The sequence below is a fragment of the Nocardioides iriomotensis genome (genome assembly GCF_004168035.1).
GTDB lineage: Bacteria > Actinomycetota > Actinomycetes > Propionibacteriales > Nocardioidaceae > Nocardioides_B > Nocardioides_B iriomotensis.
This window is the reverse complement of sequence record NZ_SDPU01000012.1, coordinates 20,177-35,084: the sequence shown is the minus strand read 5'-3', so window position 1 is coordinate 35,084 and position 14,908 is coordinate 20,177. Positions and strand designations below refer to the sequence as shown.

Annotated in this window: 15 protein-coding genes; 10 read left to right on the top strand and 5 right to left on the bottom strand. The window is 71.4% G+C overall.

The genetic code is table 11. From position 1 onward, the window contains the following. Positions 1-40: 40 nt before the first annotated feature. The gene (locus ETU37_RS04115) at positions 41-529 is read left to right on the top strand and encodes an iron chaperone (RefSeq protein ID WP_129985616.1); all 489 of its coding nucleotides are present in this window, start codon (positions 41-43) and stop codon (positions 527-529) included. 26 nt (positions 530-555) lie between these two features. Here the strand turns inward: ETU37_RS04115 and ETU37_RS04110 are convergent, their stop codons facing one another. Further along, positions 556-1,338 (bottom strand): SDR family NAD(P)-dependent oxidoreductase, encoded by a 783-nt coding sequence (locus ETU37_RS04110; RefSeq protein WP_129985615.1) that lies wholly within the window; start codon positions 1,336-1,338, stop codon positions 556-558. A 62-nt stretch (positions 1,339-1,400) separates the two neighbouring features. Between ETU37_RS04110 and ETU37_RS04105 the strand changes: the two genes are divergently transcribed. Together ETU37_RS04105 and ETU37_RS04100 are read left to right on the top strand one after the other, a co-directional pair. Continuing rightward, entirely contained in the window at positions 1,401-2,168 is a 768-nt protein-coding gene (locus ETU37_RS04105) for a ParA family protein (RefSeq protein ID WP_129985614.1), read from the top strand. 19 nt (positions 2,169-2,187) lie between these two features. Then, complete coding sequence (locus tag ETU37_RS04100) at positions 2,188-2,895, top strand: L,D-transpeptidase (protein ID WP_165372393.1); 708 nt, start codon at positions 2,188-2,190, stop codon at positions 2,893-2,895. A 73-nt stretch (positions 2,896-2,968) separates the two neighbouring features. Here the strand turns inward: ETU37_RS04100 and ETU37_RS04095 are convergent, their stop codons facing one another. Next, positions 2,969-4,462 carry a DEAD/DEAH box helicase gene (locus ETU37_RS04095; RefSeq protein WP_206053712.1) on the bottom strand — a complete coding sequence of 498 codons (1,494 nt, stop codon included), beginning with the start codon at positions 4,460-4,462 and terminating at the stop codon, positions 2,969-2,971. 179 nt (positions 4,463-4,641) lie between these two features. Here ETU37_RS04095 and ETU37_RS04090 point away from each other — a divergent pair, with 179 nt between their 5' ends. Continuing rightward, entirely contained in the window at positions 4,642-5,367 is a 726-nt protein-coding gene (locus ETU37_RS04090; protein WP_129985612.1) for a ferritin-like fold-containing protein, read from the top strand. A gap of 101 nt (positions 5,368-5,468) precedes the next feature. Here ETU37_RS04090 and ETU37_RS04085 read toward each other — a convergent pair whose 3' ends face one another. Further along, complete coding sequence (locus ETU37_RS04085) at positions 5,469-5,687, bottom strand: DUF3107 domain-containing protein (protein ID WP_129985611.1); 219 nt, start codon at positions 5,685-5,687, stop codon at positions 5,469-5,471. Between the two features lie 58 nt (positions 5,688-5,745). Beyond that, positions 5,746-6,375: a TetR/AcrR family transcriptional regulator gene (locus ETU37_RS04080; RefSeq protein ID WP_129985610.1), complete on the bottom strand. Its 630-nt coding sequence runs from the start codon at positions 6,373-6,375 to the stop codon at positions 5,746-5,748. Between the two features lie 435 nt (positions 6,376-6,810). Here ETU37_RS04080 and ETU37_RS04075 point away from each other — a divergent pair, with 435 nt between their 5' ends. The 5 genes from ETU37_RS04075 to moeZ all read left to right on the top strand — a co-directional run bounded on the left by ETU37_RS04075 (position 6,811) and on the right by moeZ (position 11,356). Further along, a complete protein-coding gene (locus tag ETU37_RS04075; protein WP_129985609.1) occupies positions 6,811-7,854 on the top strand; it encodes a hypothetical protein in 1,044 nt (347 codons plus the stop codon). A 100-nt stretch (positions 7,855-7,954) separates the two neighbouring features. Next, entirely contained in the window at positions 7,955-8,653 is a 699-nt protein-coding gene (locus ETU37_RS04070) for a class F sortase (RefSeq protein ID WP_129985608.1), read from the top strand. A 90-nt stretch (positions 8,654-8,743) separates the two neighbouring features. Beyond that, positions 8,744-9,733 (top strand): hypothetical protein, encoded by a 990-nt coding sequence (locus ETU37_RS04065; RefSeq protein WP_129985607.1) that lies wholly within the window; start codon positions 8,744-8,746, stop codon positions 9,731-9,733. A gap of 100 nt (positions 9,734-9,833) precedes the next feature. Beyond that, positions 9,834-10,058, top strand: coding sequence for a hypothetical protein (locus ETU37_RS04060; RefSeq protein ID WP_129985606.1), 225 nt, complete (start codon positions 9,834-9,836; stop codon positions 10,056-10,058). Positions 10,059-10,156: 98 nt separating this feature from the next. Continuing rightward, positions 10,157-11,356 (top strand): adenylyltransferase/sulfurtransferase MoeZ, encoded by a 1,200-nt coding sequence (moeZ, locus tag ETU37_RS04055; protein WP_129985605.1) that lies wholly within the window; start codon positions 10,157-10,159, stop codon positions 11,354-11,356. Positions 11,357-11,445: 89 nt separating this feature from the next. Here the strand turns inward: moeZ and ETU37_RS04050 are convergent, their stop codons facing one another. Next, the gene (locus ETU37_RS04050; RefSeq protein WP_240755540.1) at positions 11,446-13,743 is read right to left on the bottom strand and encodes an immune inhibitor A domain-containing protein; all 2,298 of its coding nucleotides are present in this window, start codon (positions 13,741-13,743) and stop codon (positions 11,446-11,448) included. Positions 13,744-14,027: 284 nt separating this feature from the next. On the opposite strand from ETU37_RS04050, the gene ETU37_RS04045 reads away from it, so the two are divergent. Then, entirely contained in the window at positions 14,028-14,894 is an 867-nt protein-coding gene (locus ETU37_RS04045; RefSeq protein WP_129985603.1) for a hypothetical protein, read from the top strand. Positions 14,895-14,908: the final 14 nt, after the last annotated feature.

Sequence of the window (14,908 nt, the reverse complement as noted above, 5' to 3'; positions counted from 1 at the left end):
TGAGGTCATCGCCCGCGAGACCAGAGCAGAGGAGACCACGATGGCCACCACTAAGAAGACCACCAGCACCCGCAGCCGCGCCACCGAGTCCGAGGACGGCAAGTTCACCGCCGAGGAGCGCGCCGCCATGAAGGAGCGCGCCGCCGAGATCAAGGCCGAGAAGGGCACGAGGGGCAAGGGCAAGGCCGACAAGGCCGCGCAGGAGGCCCAAGTCTGCCTCGACAAGATCGCCGAGCTGCCCGACGACGACCGCGCCATCGCCGAGGGCATCCACGCGATCGCCACGGACGAGGCGGTCGGGCTCGCCGCGAAGACCTGGTACGGCATGCCGGCCTACGCCAAGGACGGCAAGATCGTCTGCTTCTTCCAGCCCGCCGACAAGTTCAAGGCGCGCTACGCCACGCTGGGCTTCAACGACCCGGCCGCGCTCGACGACGGCGACTTCTGGGCCACCTCGTTCGCGGTTCTCGACTGGACGCCGGCCGTGGAGAAGAAGGTGCGCTCGCTGGTGCAGCAGTCCGTGCGGTAGCCGGCTCAGCGTGTGGGAGGACCAGGTCAGCGCCGGCCGAGACGCTGGAAACGGGACAGCACGCCGACCGGAACGACCCGGCTGAGACCGGCGAGCACCTTGTAGCGTTTGCTCGGGATCGACAGCTGCTTCCCGGCATCGAGGTCGGCCAGGGCGTCGCGCACCAGCCGGTCGGCGTCGAGCCACATCCAGCGCGGCGCCGACCCGCGCGAGACGTCCATCCGGGCGTGGAACTCGGTCTTGGTGAACCCGGGCAGCAGCGCCATCACCTGCACGCCCTGCGGGCGGTACGTCGCGTCGGCCCAGCGGCTCAGCGACGTCACGTAGGCCTTGGCGGCGCTGTAGGTGCCGCGCGGCAGGTACCCGGCGACGCTCGACACGTTGACCACCTGGCCCTCGCCCCGGGCGACCATCGCGCCGAGCGCGGCGTGCGTCAGCCGCAGCACGGCGGTGACGAGCACGTCGAGCATCTGCTGCTCGTCCTCGACCGAGTTCTCGAGGAACGGCCGCTTGTGGCCGAAGCCGGCGTTGTTGACGAGCAGGTGCACCGGCCGGTCCGAATCCGCGACGCGTCGCTCGACCCGGGCCAGCTGCTCCCGGTCGGCGAGGTCGGCGACGAGCACCTCCACCTCGACGCCGTGCGCGGCGCGCAGCTCCGCGGCGAGCTGCTCCAGCCGCTGGGAGTCCCGGGCGACGAGAACGAGGTCGTCGCCGCGCGCGGCGAGCTGGCGGGCGAACGACGCCCCGATACCGGCGGTCGGGCCGGTCACGAGGGCGGTTCGGGAGGTGGGGGCGGCCGTCGACGACATGGCGGCAGGATTCCATGGACGCGCCGGGGCCGGCCCCGGCACCCTCGGGCAGAATGACGAGCGTGACGACCACCCTCGCGATCGCCAACCAGAAGGGCGGGGTCGCCAAGACGACGACCGTCGCGTCGCTCGGGGCGGCGCTCGCCGAGCTGGGCCAGCGCGTGCTGCTGGTCGACCTCGACCCGCAGGCCTGCCTGACCTTCTCCCTGGGCATCGATCCCGAGGACCTCGAGCTGTCGGTGCACCACGTGCTGACCAAGGGGCTGCCGCCGGCCGAGGTGATCATCGAGACCGACGACGGGGTCGACCTGCTGCCGGCCACGATCGAGCTCGCGCGGGCGGAGGCCGACCTGCTCACCCGCACCGGCCGCGAGCACGTGGTGCGGATGGCCGTCGACGAGCTGCCTGCCGACGCGCCGTACGACTGGATCCTGCTGGACTGCCCGCCCTCCCTCGGCGTGCTGACCGTCGCGGCGCTGACCGCCGCCGACGGCGTGCTGGTGCCGCTGCAGTGCGAGACGCTGTCGCACCGCGGCGTCGGGCAGCTGCTCGACACCGTGCACGACGTGCGCCGTTTCACCAACCGGGGGCTGGAGGTGTGGGGCGTGCTGCCGACGCTGTACGACGGCCGCACCAACCACGCGCGCACGGTGCTGGAGACGATCTCGGAGACCTACGACCTCGACGTGATCGAGCCGCCGATCCCGAAGTCGATCCGGTTCGCGGAGGCGCCCGCGGCCGGGCGCTCGATCCTCGGCACCAGCCGCCGGCACCGCGGCGCGGACGCCTATCGGGATGTCGCGGCCAACCTCCTCAAGAGAAGCGGCTGACTCTCCTACAGTGGCGGCCATGGCCCTTCCCCGAGCCAGGCACGCGAGACGTCCCGTCCAGCGGGTGCGCTACGACCGGGTGAGCGCCCTCGTCGGGGCGGCCGGTGTCACGCTGGTGTCGGTGCTCGGCGGGATCGGGCTGCTCCCCGTGGCCAACGCCGAGCCCGCCCGGCCCGCTGCTGCCGACAAGCCGGCCGCCGCGTCCAAGCCCGACGCCGGCAAGGGCAGCGCGACCGAGGTCCCGGCCGACGAGCCGGTCGAGGTCGACGGGGCGAAGTTCGGCCGCGCCGACGACGAGGGCCGCCGCGTCGCGCGTACGGCGCTCGCCGTACCCGCCGACAGCGGCGACGGACGCCGCATCGTCTTCGACCAGACCGCGCAGCGCGTGTGGCTCGTCGGCGACGACGGGAAGGCGCAACGCACCTACCTCGTGTCCGGCAGCCTCGAGGACAACCTCGACCCCGGCAGCTACGAGGTCTACTCCAAGTCCAAGCGGGCCTGGGGGATCGACGGCGGCACCATGAAGTTCATGGTCCGGTTCGCGCACGGCAAGAACGCCGCGATCGGCTTCCACGACATCCCCTACGAGGACGGCGAGCTGCTGCAGAGCCGGGCCGAGCTCGGCACCGCGAAGTCGTCCGGCTGCATCCGGCAGTGGCGTCAGGACGCCAAGGCGCTCTGGGGCTTCGCGCCCGAGGGCACGAAGGTCGTCGTCGTCGCGACCTGATACCGATATCGGTAGTCCAGCAGTGACCCAGGGGTCACGGTCGGACTACCGATATCGGTATATCGGTCGTGAGCTACTCGCCGGCGGTGGTGGCCGGCTGGGTCGCCGCCGAGGAAGCGGACGACGAACCGGAGCCCGGGCGACGGCGGCGACGGCGGTTGCGCGAGCGGCCGGAGCCCTCGCCACCCTCGCCGCTCTGGTCGGACTGGCCGCGCTGGCCCCCTGCCGGCTTGTCGCCGTTGCCCGCGGCCGCGGAGCCGTCGACCGGCTCGCCGCCGCGGGTGCGCGACCGGCTGCGGTTGCGGCGCGGCCGGTCGGAGCGCTCGGAGCGCTCGCCGCGTGCCTTGTCGTCGGACTGCTTCTCCTCGCGCGGCTTCTCCGGGACGATCCGCCCCTTGGTGCCCGGGGGGATGCCCTGGTCGTGGAGGAAGTGCTCGGAGTTGGAGTAGGTCTCGGCCGGGTCGTCGAACGGCAGGTCGAGGGTCTTGTTGATGATCTTCCACCGGGTCACGTCGGCCCAGTCGACGAACGTGATCGCGATGCCGGTCGCGCCGGCGCGACCGGTGCGACCGATCCGGTGGACGTAGGTCTTGTCGTCCTCGGGGCAGCTGTAGTTGATCACGTGCGTGACGTTGGAGACGTCGATGCCGCGGGCCGCGACGTCGGTCGCGACCAGGAGCTTGGTCTTGCCCTCGCGGAACTTCTTCAGCGCCTTCTCCCGCGAGACCTGCTGCATGTCTCCGTGCAGGGGGAGCGCGTCGAATCCGCGCTCCGCCATGTCGTCGGCGACCCGCTGGGCGGCGCGCTTGGTGCGCGTGAACACGATCGTCAGACCGGAGTTCTCCGCCTGGAGGATCCGGGCCAGCATCTCGGGCTTGTCGAGGTCGTGGACCTGGTAGATGAACTGCGCCGTCGCCGGCACCGTCTGCTGGGCCTCGGAGGACTCGGCCCGGATGTTCATCGGGTGCCGCATGTGCATGCGGGCCAGCGAGACGATCGCGCCCGGCATGGTGGCCGAGAACAGCATCGTCTGCCGGGTCTCCGGCGTCTTCGCGATGATCCGCTCCACGTCGGGGAGGAAGCCGAGGTCCAGCATCTCGTCGGCCTCGTCGAGGACGAGCGACTTCACGTGGGAGAGGTCGAGGGCGCGGCGGTTGGCCAGGTCGAGGAGGCGGCCGGGCGTGCCGACGACGACGTCGACGCCGGAGTCGAGGGCCTCGAGCTGCGGCTCGTAGGAGACACCGCCGTACACGGTGAGCACGCGGGTGCCGCGGTCGGCACCGGCGAGGGCGAGGTCACCGGACACCTGGAGCGCGAGCTCGCGGGTCGGGGCGACGATCAGGGCCTGCGGCTTGCCGGGAGCGACGAGCTCGGCGTAGTCGGGGTCGTGCACGGCGACCGTGCGCTGCAGCACGGGGATGCCGAACGCCAGGGTCTTGCCGGTGCCGGTGCGCGCCTGGCCGATGAGGTCGGTGCCCATCAGGGCGACCGACAGCGTCATCTCCTGGATCGGGAAGGGAGTGGTGATGCCGGCGCGCTCGAGGGCGTCGGCGATCTCGGGGAGCACCCCGAGCTCTCTGAAGGTGGTCAGGATCTTGCCTGTTCTCTTGACATCTGGGTCTGTGCGCCGCCGCTGCGCAACTCGGATCCGGGGCTCCCGCTCGGCCCGCCGAAGGGGCGGCCGGGCGTCGTGCTCCCTGCGCGTGCAGGACGGCTCGCCGTCGATCTTATCGCTACGCTCCGGCTATGACTGAATCGCCGCAGGGCCAGGCCCCCTCGGGTGCGGCCGCCGACGTCCCCGTCGCGTTCCAGGACCCGTCGTACCTCGCGGCCGTGGTCGACCTGCTGGGCGCGATCGCGTACGGCGAGATGTCGGCGTTCGAGCGGCTCGCCGAGGACGCCAAGATGTCTCCGACGCTGGCCGACAAGGCCGAGCTGGCCCGGATGGCGTCGACGGAGTTCGGGCACTTCGAGGGGCTGCGGCAGCGGCTCGCCGACCTCGGCGCGGACCCGTTCGAGGCCATGGCGCCGTTCGAGAAGCCCTTCGACGCCTTCCACGCCCGCACCGCGCCGTCGGACTGGCTCGAGGGTCTCGTCAAGGCGTACGTCGGGGACGGCCTGGCCGCCGACTTCTACCGCGAGATCGCGGCCTTCCTCGACGCCGGGACGCGCGACCTGATCATCGAGAGCCTCGCCGACGCGGGCCAGTCGCAGTTCGTCGTGGACCGGGTCCGCGGGGCGATCGAGGACGACCACCGGGTCGGCGGCCGGCTCGCCCTGTGGGGCCGGCGACTGATGGGGGAGGCGCTCTCGCAGGCCCAGCGGGTGGCCGCCGAGCGTGACGCGCTCTCCGCGCTGCTCTCCGGCGGCGTCGACCGGCCGGGCATGGACCTGGCCGCGATCGGGCGGCTGTTCACGCGCCTGACCGAAAACCACTCGGCGAGGATGGAGAAGCTCGGCCTGGCGGCCTGACGTGCAGGAGTACCTGGTTCACCAGGGACTCCGGCACTCCCAGGGCAACGCAACGCCCTGGAAGTGCAGGACTTGGCCGGGAAGCTCCCCGGCCACGCGGCTCAGGAGCGGAAGCCCACCTGGCCGGCCGACGGCGAGCCGATCTCGACGTACGCGAGCTTGTCGGACGGCACGATCACCGTGCGTCCCTTGGAGTCGGTGAGGGTCAGCAGCCCGGACTCGCGGGACGTGGCCACCGCCTTCTCGACGTCGCCGGCCGACAGGTCCGTGTCGACGACGAGCTCGCGGCTGGCCTGCTGGACACCGATCTTGACCTCCATGCGGAGGGCCTCCTCGTGGTTCGTGGGTTCGTGCTTCGTGGTTCAGGATGCGTGGCGGTCAGTGCTGCTCGTCAGTGCGCGGGAACCCGCGGATGCCGCGCCACGCGAGGCCGGCGATGAGACCGGCCGCCTCGCGCTGGTCGACGTCGCCCCGGTCGTCCAGCCAGAACCGCGCGGACACCTGGGCCATTCCCACCAGGGACACCGAGAGCAGCCGGGACTGTTCCGCGGGGAGCCCTGTGTCGGTGTGGATCACCTCGGTGATCGCCTCGGCGCAGTCGCGGGTGACCCGGTCGACCCGCTCGCGGACGGCGGGCTCGTTGGTCAGGTCGGACTCGAACACCAGCCGGAACGCGCCGTGCGCGTTGGCGACGTAGTCGTAGAAGACGTTCATCGTGGCGGCCACGCGCTGCTTGTTGTCCTCGGTGGAGTCCAGGGCCTCGCGGCAGCGCTCGACGATGGTGTCGCACGACTGGTCGAGCAGCGCCAGGTAGAGCTCGAGCTTGCCGGGGAAGTGCTGGTAGAGCACCGGCTTGGACACGCCGGCCCGCTCGGCGATGTCGTCCATGGCAGCGGCGTGGTAGCCCTGCGCGACGAACACCTCGAGCGCCGACTCCAGCAGCTGGGCACGCCGGGCGTTGCGCGGCATGCGCCCGCCCCGCGGCTTCTGCTCGTGCGTCGTGGTCACCGTCGCAGCCTACTCCGGGGTAATGGTGCAGCCCGGTAGGTGTCGCGCCGCCGGACGGGCGAATCCGAATCGGGCGACACGGGCGACAGGTCGGAAGCAGCCCCATATAGCCCGGAAATGGCCCGTTCGGACCTTGTTGGGATACCTGTTCGTTCGGGATCGTGCGTGTTGGAGACATGGGATTCCGATCCCGTGTACGCCGCTGGCGGGGCCGGGCTGTCCGGCCCGTCCGGAGCGGGACGTATCAGGAACAAACGTCACCTACTCCTCGCCGGTGGCGCCGCGTGGGGGCACGCGGTCCTCGACCAGGGATCTCATAAGGGGTGGCACAAGGTGGGCAACACCGATCACACGCGTGCGCGCAGATGGCGCGCCCGATCAGCAGCAGCGCTGGCAGCCGTCGGCGCACTCATCACGTCGAGCGGGCTCGTCCTCATGGCGACCGCGACCAGCGCCCAGGCGACCGCGCCTGGTGACGACGGGGAGCACAAGGTGTGGGTGTGCCACGCCACCTCCTCCGACACGAACCCGTACACGATCATCGAGGTTGACGTGGCGTCCACCAAGCTCGAAGCGCACGAGGCGCACAAGGCGACGCCGAACAAGCGCTGGAAGACCGATGGCACCTGGGCGGGTGCCTCGCACACCGCGGATCAGCCGAAGCCGGACATCATCGGCACGCCGGGCGACGAAAACCCGCCGTCCGACTGCTACGACTCGGAGACGCCGTCGACCCCGCCGGCCTCGAAGGTGCTCAACCCGACCATCGACGTCACGGCCCCCGACTGCAACAACACGGCGGTCACGTGGGTCGGCAAGGTCGACGGTGCGGTGGACAACGCCGACGACCACGTCGACTTCGACCTGACGTCCGGCACGGTCGCGGCGGGCCAGACGATCGTGGTGACCGCGATCGCGGAGAACGGCTACGAGTTCTCGAACGGTAAGCAGGAGGTCGACCTGGAGAAGTCGTTCGCGGCGCTCCCGACCAACTGCGCGACGCCGCCGCCGGCCCCGCAGGTCAACGACCCGTGCGGTCCGAACAACGCGGTCTGGGTGCTCCCGACGGGCGACCCTAAGGTCGTCTGGTCGACGCTCCCCAACGGTGACGCGCAGGTGGTCCCGGCCCCGGGCGTCGTCTTCACCGGCAACAGCCAGGTCCTGACGTTCGCGAAGCCCGTCGACTCCAACGTGGCCTGCGACGAGCCGGGTGAGGTGCTCGGCACCGAGTCGGCGGCCCCGAAGCCGTCGAAGAAGCCGGAGGTCAAGCCGACCAAGACCAGCGAGCCGCAGGTCCTCGGCACCGAGGCCGCCGTCCCGACCGCCGTCGACGCCGGTCTCGGCAGCCTGCCGGCCGCGGCGCCGGCGCCGGGCAGCCTGCTCGGTCAGCTGCTCGCCGGGGCGGGAGTCGCGCTGATGCTGGCCGCCGGCTGGCTGATGACCGCGGGTCGCCGCAAGGTCGGAGCCCGCGAGGCCTGACCGGCCTGACAAGACAGCAACGACGGGACGTGGCGGCCACCTCGGAGGTGGCCGCCACGCTCGTCTCACCGGCCGCCTCGGCGGCAGTACCGTGACGCACATGGAGGACGGGGTGCCCGGGAGCAGGCGGGGGAGCGGCGCCGGCCGGGCGTGGCTGCTGGCGGTCGCCGGCGTGGTCCTCGTGCTCGTCGGGGTCACGCTGCCCTGGACCGGCCCCGTCGTGTCGTCCTGGTTCGACGGTGGCGACGACGCGACCGCGGTGGCCACCGACCAGCCGTCGGTGGACGGTGCGCGCGACCCGTTCGTCGTCGAGCCCGAGGTCAGCCTCGACCGGCAGGCGAAGCCACGGCCCGCGAAGGCGACCGGCCGGCCGACCCGGCTGATCGTGCCCAGCCTCGGCGTGGACGCCCCGGTCATCGACATCGGTGTCGTCGACGGCGTGCTGCTGCCGCCGTCCGACCCGCAGACACTCGGCTGGTGGTCCGCCGGGGCCCGGCCCGGCGCGGTGCGCGGCGGCGCCCTGATCACCGGCCACACCGTGCACACCGGCGGTGGCGCGTTCGACAACCTCGAGACGCTGCGCAAGGGCGACCAGGTCGCCGTCCGTACGGCGCGCGGCCTGATCCGGTACGCCGTCACCGGCGTCACCGTCTACCGCAAGCAGAGCCTCGCCCGCGACGCCGAGAAGGTGTTCAGCCAGACCGTGCCGGGCCGGCTGGTGCTGATCACGTGCGAGGACTGGAACGGCTCCGGGTACGACTCCAACGCGATCGTGTTCGCCGAACGCATTTCGGCCTGAAACGGACGTAACCCCCGGACGCGCGGCTCGTTGAGGTAAAGCCTTCGGCCGCTCGCACCCCTGCGCGGCCCCCGACCTCAGGAGCCGCTCGTGCCTCACTCCGCCCGTCTGCTGGTCGCCGGAGCAGCCACCCTGCTGCTGCTCGGTGCCGTCCCGGCCCAGGCCGACGAGACCGCGACGACGTCCCCGTCCGGCAGCGTCGAGCCGAGCCCGACCACGCACCCCGGCGCTCCCGGCAACAACGGCACCGTCAAGGTGGGTGACGAGACCGACCTCGACGAGGAGGTCCCGGAGAACGACCCGCACCTGCCGTGCACGTTCAACGTGCAGTGGTTCAACTACGACTCCGGCTGGGGCGAGCTCACCTCGCAGGTCGACCTGGCGCTGCACGCGCCGACCGACGAGGCCGCCGGCGTGACCATGACGGTCGAGGGTGACCAGGCGCCGACGTTCACCGGCAACGGCGGGCAGCCCGGTGCGGGCGACGGCCGCGACCACCTGGAGTGGTACACGTTGTCGTTCACCGGCGACCCGCACCCCGAGCAGGGCTACCACGTGAAGGTCACCGTCGACACGCCCCACTCGAAGGGCAGCACCACCAAGTCGAAGGTGTTCTGGGTCGGCCCGTGCGCAGAGGACGACGCGGAGACCCCGACCTCCCCGGCCGCGCCGTCCGCCGACGTGCCGTCGAGCGACGCCGCCGAGACGCCCACCACGACGGAGTCCAGCCCGACCACCGCCGCGTCCGACGTCCCGGCGACGATCCTGCCGTCGGAGTCCGCGGCCACCCGCGCCTCCGGCACCCCGACGGTCCTCGGCACCGAGGCGGTCGCCCCGGCCGCCGGTGGCGGTTCCCCGAGCGACCAGCCGACCGTGCTCGGCGTCGAGGCGCACGCCCAGGCCCAGCCGGGCGTCACCGCCCCGACGGCCGTCGCCGCCGGCCTCCCGGGGATGCTCCAGGCGGTGCACGCGAAGGCGACCTCGCCGGCCGGCGCGGTCCTGGTCACCGCCGGCCTCCTCCTCGTCGGTACGGCGGTCGGCGTGGCCGCGCGACGACGGCGCGGGTCGCACCAGTACTGACCGAGCGGCCCGGCCGGGGTGGCCCACCCGGGCCTTGCGGCCGGGCCGTCCGGCGTCCATCGTCGTCAGCACGGCGGACGACTGGCGGGAGGGTGCGCCCGTGGCGGTGCAGCGAACTCGACTCGGCAGGCTGGCGCGCGCCCGCGAGGTCGCGCTCGGTGCCGACGAGCTGCTCGTCGCGCTGCTGCTCACGCTGGGGCTCGTGGTCGTGGGCGTGGGCGCTGTGAACACCGATCACGAGCCGGCCCCGAGTGCACCGTCCGGGCCCGCGTCCGCCGTACCCGCACCGTCCGCGCAGTCCGCGCCGGCGGTTCCCGGCCGCTGAGACACGGAGGGTCGCCCGCGCGTCCTCGGGGAACATGGACGGGACGGGTGGTGTTCACCCGGAAAGCAAAGACGCACCCTTCGCACCGAGGAGCCTTCGTGTCCCTGCCACCCCTGGTCGAACCGGCCTCCGAGCTGACCAACGACGAGGTCCGGCGGTACAGCCGTCACCTGATCATCCCCGACGTCGGGATGGACGGGCAGAAGCGGCTCAAGAACGCCAAGGTCCTCGTGATCGGCGCCGGCGGCCTCGGCAGCCCGGCCCTGCTCTACCTGGCCGCGGCCGGCGTCGGCACCATCGGCATCGCGGAGTTCGACGAGGTCGACGAGTCCAACCTGCAGCGCCAGGTCATCCACGGCCAGAGCGACGTCGGGAAGCCCAAGGCCCAGTCCGCCAAGGAGTCGATCGCCGAGACCAACCCGTACGTCAACGTCGTCGTCCACGGCGAGCGCCTCGACAACGACAACGTCCTGCAGATCTTCGAGGGCTACGACCTGATCGTCGACGGCACCGACAACTTCGCGACGCGCTACATGGTCAACGACGCGGCGTACTTCCTGAAGATCCCGTACGTCTGGGGCTCGATCTACCGCTTCGACGGCCAGGCGTCGGTGTTCGCGCCGACCCTCGTCGACGACGCGCCCTGCTACCGCTGCCTCTACCCCGAGCCCCCGCCGCCGGGCATGGTCCCGTCCTGCGCCGAGGGCGGGGTGCTCGGCGTGCTCTGCGCGAGCATCGGCTCGATCCAGGTCAACGAGGCCATCAAGCTGCTCACCGGCATCGGTGACCCGCTGGTCGGCAAGCTCATGATCTACGACGCGCTGGAGATGGAGTACCGCAAGCTCAAGGTCCGCAAGGACCCGAGCTGCGCGCTGTGCGGGGACAACCCCACCGTCACCGGCCTGATCGACTACGACACCTTCTGCGGTGCGATCTCCGAGGAGGCGGCCGACGCCGCGGCCGACTCGACGATCTCCGTCGTGCAGCTCGAGCACATGCTCAAGGAGCGCGAGGAGGGCACCCGCGACTTCGTCCTCGTCGACGTGCGCGAGCCCAACGAGTACGAGATCAACAAGATTCCGGGCGCCGTGCTGATCCCCAAGGGTGACTTCCTCAACGGCACCGCCCTGGAGAAGCTCCCGCACGACAAGCAGATCGTCATGCACTGCAAGACCGGCGTCCGGTCCGCCGAGACCCTGGCGATCGTCAAGGGCGCCGGGTACGCCGACGCGGTGCACGTCGGCGGCGGTGTGGTGGCCTGGGTGAACCAGATCGACCCGTCGCAGCCGTCCTACTGACGCACGACGCTCCGCGTTCCACGCAGACAGCGCCCCCGGCCCGAAGGCCGGGGGCGCTGCTGTTTTCGTGGTGCCGCGACCCGTGCAGGTCAGCGCGCGGCAGGGTTGGTCACGTTCACCGTGAGGACGCCGCCGCTCTCGGCGGTGACGGTCGCCTTTGCACCGTGGCCGGCCACCTTGGTGGAGCTCCACGGGTTGGCGGAGGACCAGTAGGCGTCGGGGTTGGTGTCGTCGAACGTCGCGATGCCCGGGTTCGACTCGGCGCAGGCCGCGAGCGTCTGCACCTGCGGCGCCTGCTTCGTGCCGCCGAGCACCTGCTTGTGCAGGCAGACCGAGTCCGTCGCCTGCAGCCCGAAGGTGGCGTCGAACGGCTGCCGGCGGTTGCCGGGCTTGGTGCCGTCGGGGTAGGTGAACGGCTTGGGACGCGCGTCCACCGGCAGCGCCTGGCCGTGGCCCGGGTGCGCGCTGGTGTTGTTGTCGGCGTACGCCTTGTCGGCGAACCACGCGAGCAGGCCGTCCTGGTAGGGGAAGAACTCCACCCAGTTGGGCCGCGTGATGCCTTCGGAGAAGTTGTACGGACCCGTCTTGAGGGTCGCGTCGTACGCCGTGTACTGACGGTTCTCCAGCAGGTAGTACTGGTCGGTCTGCTGCGTGTCCGTGCCGGTGGAGACCGTCCAGCCCTGCGCGGTCCAACCGTTGTCGCCGGACTCGGCGCCGTCGCTGACCACGGTGCTGCGGTCGGCGGTCACGACGATCGAGTCGAGGAACGCGCCGGCCTCGTTGACGCCGCCGTCGGTCTGGTAGCGGAACCGGAACAGCGACGGCTGGCCCCCCGGACGGTAGCTCCAGGACAGGTTCGCCCAGCCCTTCGACGCTCCGTCGAGCGGCGCGCCGGCCGACTGCCAGGTCGCGCCGTTGTCGAGGGAGTACTCGCCGTACAGGTAGTCGTAGCCGGCCTCGATCTGGTACCAGCCGGACGCGGTGACCTTCACGCTCGACGCGGCCGGGACCGGACGCGTGAGCTTGTTGTTGAGGCCGTCGGCGCGACCGCTCCACCAGGCGTGGGTGCCCTCGGGCGGCGTCGTGTACGTCGTCGTCGTGCTCTTGTCGGGCAGGTTGACGACGACGGCCTGGGTGGTGCCCCTGGCCGCGGTCTTCAGGCCCGCCGCGCTGAGCTTGTAGGTGCCGCTCTGGCCGGGCTGCACGACGGCGTGGTCGAGCCAGCCCAGGAAGAGCTTCTCGTCGGGGCCGAAGGAGTTCGGCATGGTGCCGATGCCGTCGGTGCCGCCGTGACCGAGCCACGAGCCGGAGGACATGGTCGTCCAGAAGGACGTGCCGTTGTCGCCGCCGGCGGTGTCGTAGAAGTCGGGCAGGCCCAGGTCGTGGCCGTACTCGTGCACGAACACGCCGAGGCCGCCGTTCTCCGGCTCCACGGTGTAGTCGCCGATGAAGTACTTCGAGTCACCGATCTGCGCCCCGCCGAGGAGGTTCGCGGTGCCGCCGACGGTCGGGCCGGTCGACCCGAACGACGTCGCGTTGACGTACCAGCGGTGCGACCAGATCGCGTCGGGCGACGCCCCGGCCTCCTCGCCCTCGCCGGCGTGGATCGCCTGGAAGTGGTCGATGTAGCCGTCGGCCTCGTTGAAGTTGCCGTCGCCGTCGAAGTCGTAGCGGTCCCACTGGTCGAACTGGGCGAGGTACTGGTCCACGGCGGCCTTGCTGCCGAGCTCGGCCAGCTTGCCGGCGTACCAGGAGTCACCGGTGTCGTTGATGAAGTCCCACGAGCCACCCTCGTCCTCGCGGGGGTTCGCGCCGTAGTAGGCGCCGTTGTAGGGGACCTTGGTCCAGCCCTGCACCGTGTTGTCGACCGTGTAGCGGCCGCCGGAGACCTGCTGGTAGTAGGACTTCATCGACTCGCCCGACCCGTTGAACAGGGTCTCGTAGTAGGACTTCCCGAAGTCGGGCTCCCACGTCGTGGAGTTGTCCTGGGTGCGGTCGGGCTGGGGGATCGCGTTGTGCACCGGACCGGCCGTGCCGCCGTACTTGCCGACGGTCGTGTCGCCGAAGTCCGCGAGGATCGACAGCACCCGCGCCTGCTTGTTGTTGTCGAAGAACTCGACGGCCTTGTCCTTGCCGAGCTTCACGACCGAGCCGCCGCCGGCCTTGGCCGACTTGGTGGCGGTGCCGTCGATCAGCGCCTTGACGGCGGCGGCACGCAGCTTGTTCTGGCGCGCGGTGAGCGGGCCGGGGCGGACGTCGGGCCGGTTGGCCGGCGCCCGGTCGGCCTGGCTGGGCGCGTCCTGACGGATGGCCGCGGTCGCCGGAGCCTGGGACAGGCCGGCGGCGACGGCGGCCGCGAGAGTGCCCGCGAGCACTCCTGTGGTCACCTTCTTCACGGGATGGGACTTCCCTTCTGAGCAGAGCGGTCCCCGCCCCCGGGGACCCGCTGCTGGGACGGCCGCGCGGTCGCGCGGCTCCGGCGCGGGATCTGCGGTTCGAGCCCGGCGCCAGCGGCGATTCTGCTCAGAAAGCGGACATTTGAGAAGGCTTCGATTGTTAAGAGTCGGAATCGACCGAAAACTGTCCTGTCCGGACGCTCCGCCCGTTTCGGCGTGACCTTCTCTGGAAACGGTCGTTGGACCCACAACGACCAATCCTGGGAAGGAACGTCATGCAGGTATCTCGGGCTCGCGCCCTGCTGGCTGTCGGGGCCACCAGCCTCCTGACCGCCGCGTCCGTCGCCGCCACCGCCGGCGCCTCGTCCGCCGCCCCCACGTGGGCCCCGGCCGACACCGCCACCATCCACCCCGGTGTGCAGATGTACACCGAGGGCGCTCAGTGCACCGCGAACTTCGTGTTCACCGACGGCGCCGGCAACACCTACGTCGGCTACGCCGCGCACTGCGCCGGCACCGGCGCGGCTACCGACACCAACGGCTGCGACGCGGCCTCCCTGCCGCTGGGCACCAAGGTCGACTTCGTCGAGGGCGGCTCGCTCGTCACCGAGGGCACCAAGGTCGGCTCCGGCACGCTCGCCTACAGCTCCTGGCTGACCATGCAGAAGCGGGGCGAGAACGACGAGAACACCTGCGCCTACAACGACCTCGCCCTGGTCAAGGTCGACGCCGCCGACGTCTCCAAGGTCAACCCGAGCGTCCCGTTCTGGGGCGGCCCGGTGGCGGTCAACACCGACGGCAGCGCCGCCGGCGACCGGGTCTACTCCTACGGCAACTCCAGCCTCCGCGGCGGCGTCGAGGAGCTCTCGCCCAAGACCGGTGTCAGCCTGGGCGCCGAGGGCGACGGCTGGAGCCACCCCGTCTACACCGTGAGCCCGGGTGTCCCCGGTGACTCGGGCAGCGCGTTCCTCGACGCCGAGGGCAACGCGCTCGGCACGCTGTCCACGCTCGCGATCGCGCCGCTCGCCGGCTCCAACGGCGTCGGCGACGTCGGCCGTGAGCTCGCCTATGCCCAGGCCAACGGCGGCATCGCCGGTCTGGCGCTCGAGCCGGGCACGGAGCCGTTCTCGCCGGTCCTCTGACCCGCGAAGGACAG

Excerpts from the sequence above, each read along its gene's own strand:
- ETU37_RS04070 (WP_129985608.1), top strand. The coding sequence starts at position 7,955 with ATGGAGGACGGGGTGCCCGGGAGCAGGCGGGGGAGCGGCGCCGGCCGG.
- ETU37_RS04090 (WP_129985612.1), top strand. The coding sequence starts at position 4,642 with ATGACTGAATCGCCGCAGGGCCAGGCCCCCTCGGGTGCGGCCGCCGAC.
- ETU37_RS04110 (WP_129985615.1), bottom strand. The coding sequence starts at position 1,338 with ATGTCGTCGACGGCCGCCCCCACCTCCCGAACCGCCCTCGTGACCGGC.
- ETU37_RS04115 (WP_129985616.1), top strand. The coding sequence starts at position 41 with ATGGCCACCACTAAGAAGACCACCAGCACCCGCAGCCGCGCCACCGAG.
- ETU37_RS04075 (WP_129985609.1), top strand. The coding sequence starts at position 6,811 with ATGGCGACCGCGACCAGCGCCCAGGCGACCGCGCCTGGTGACGACGGG.
- ETU37_RS04100 (WP_165372393.1), top strand. The coding sequence starts at position 2,188 with ATGGCCCTTCCCCGAGCCAGGCACGCGAGACGTCCCGTCCAGCGGGTG.
- ETU37_RS04045 (WP_129985603.1), top strand. The coding sequence starts at position 14,028 with ATGCAGGTATCTCGGGCTCGCGCCCTGCTGGCTGTCGGGGCCACCAGC.
- ETU37_RS04085 (WP_129985611.1), bottom strand. The coding sequence starts at position 5,687 with ATGGAGGTCAAGATCGGTGTCCAGCAGGCCAGCCGCGAGCTCGTCGTC.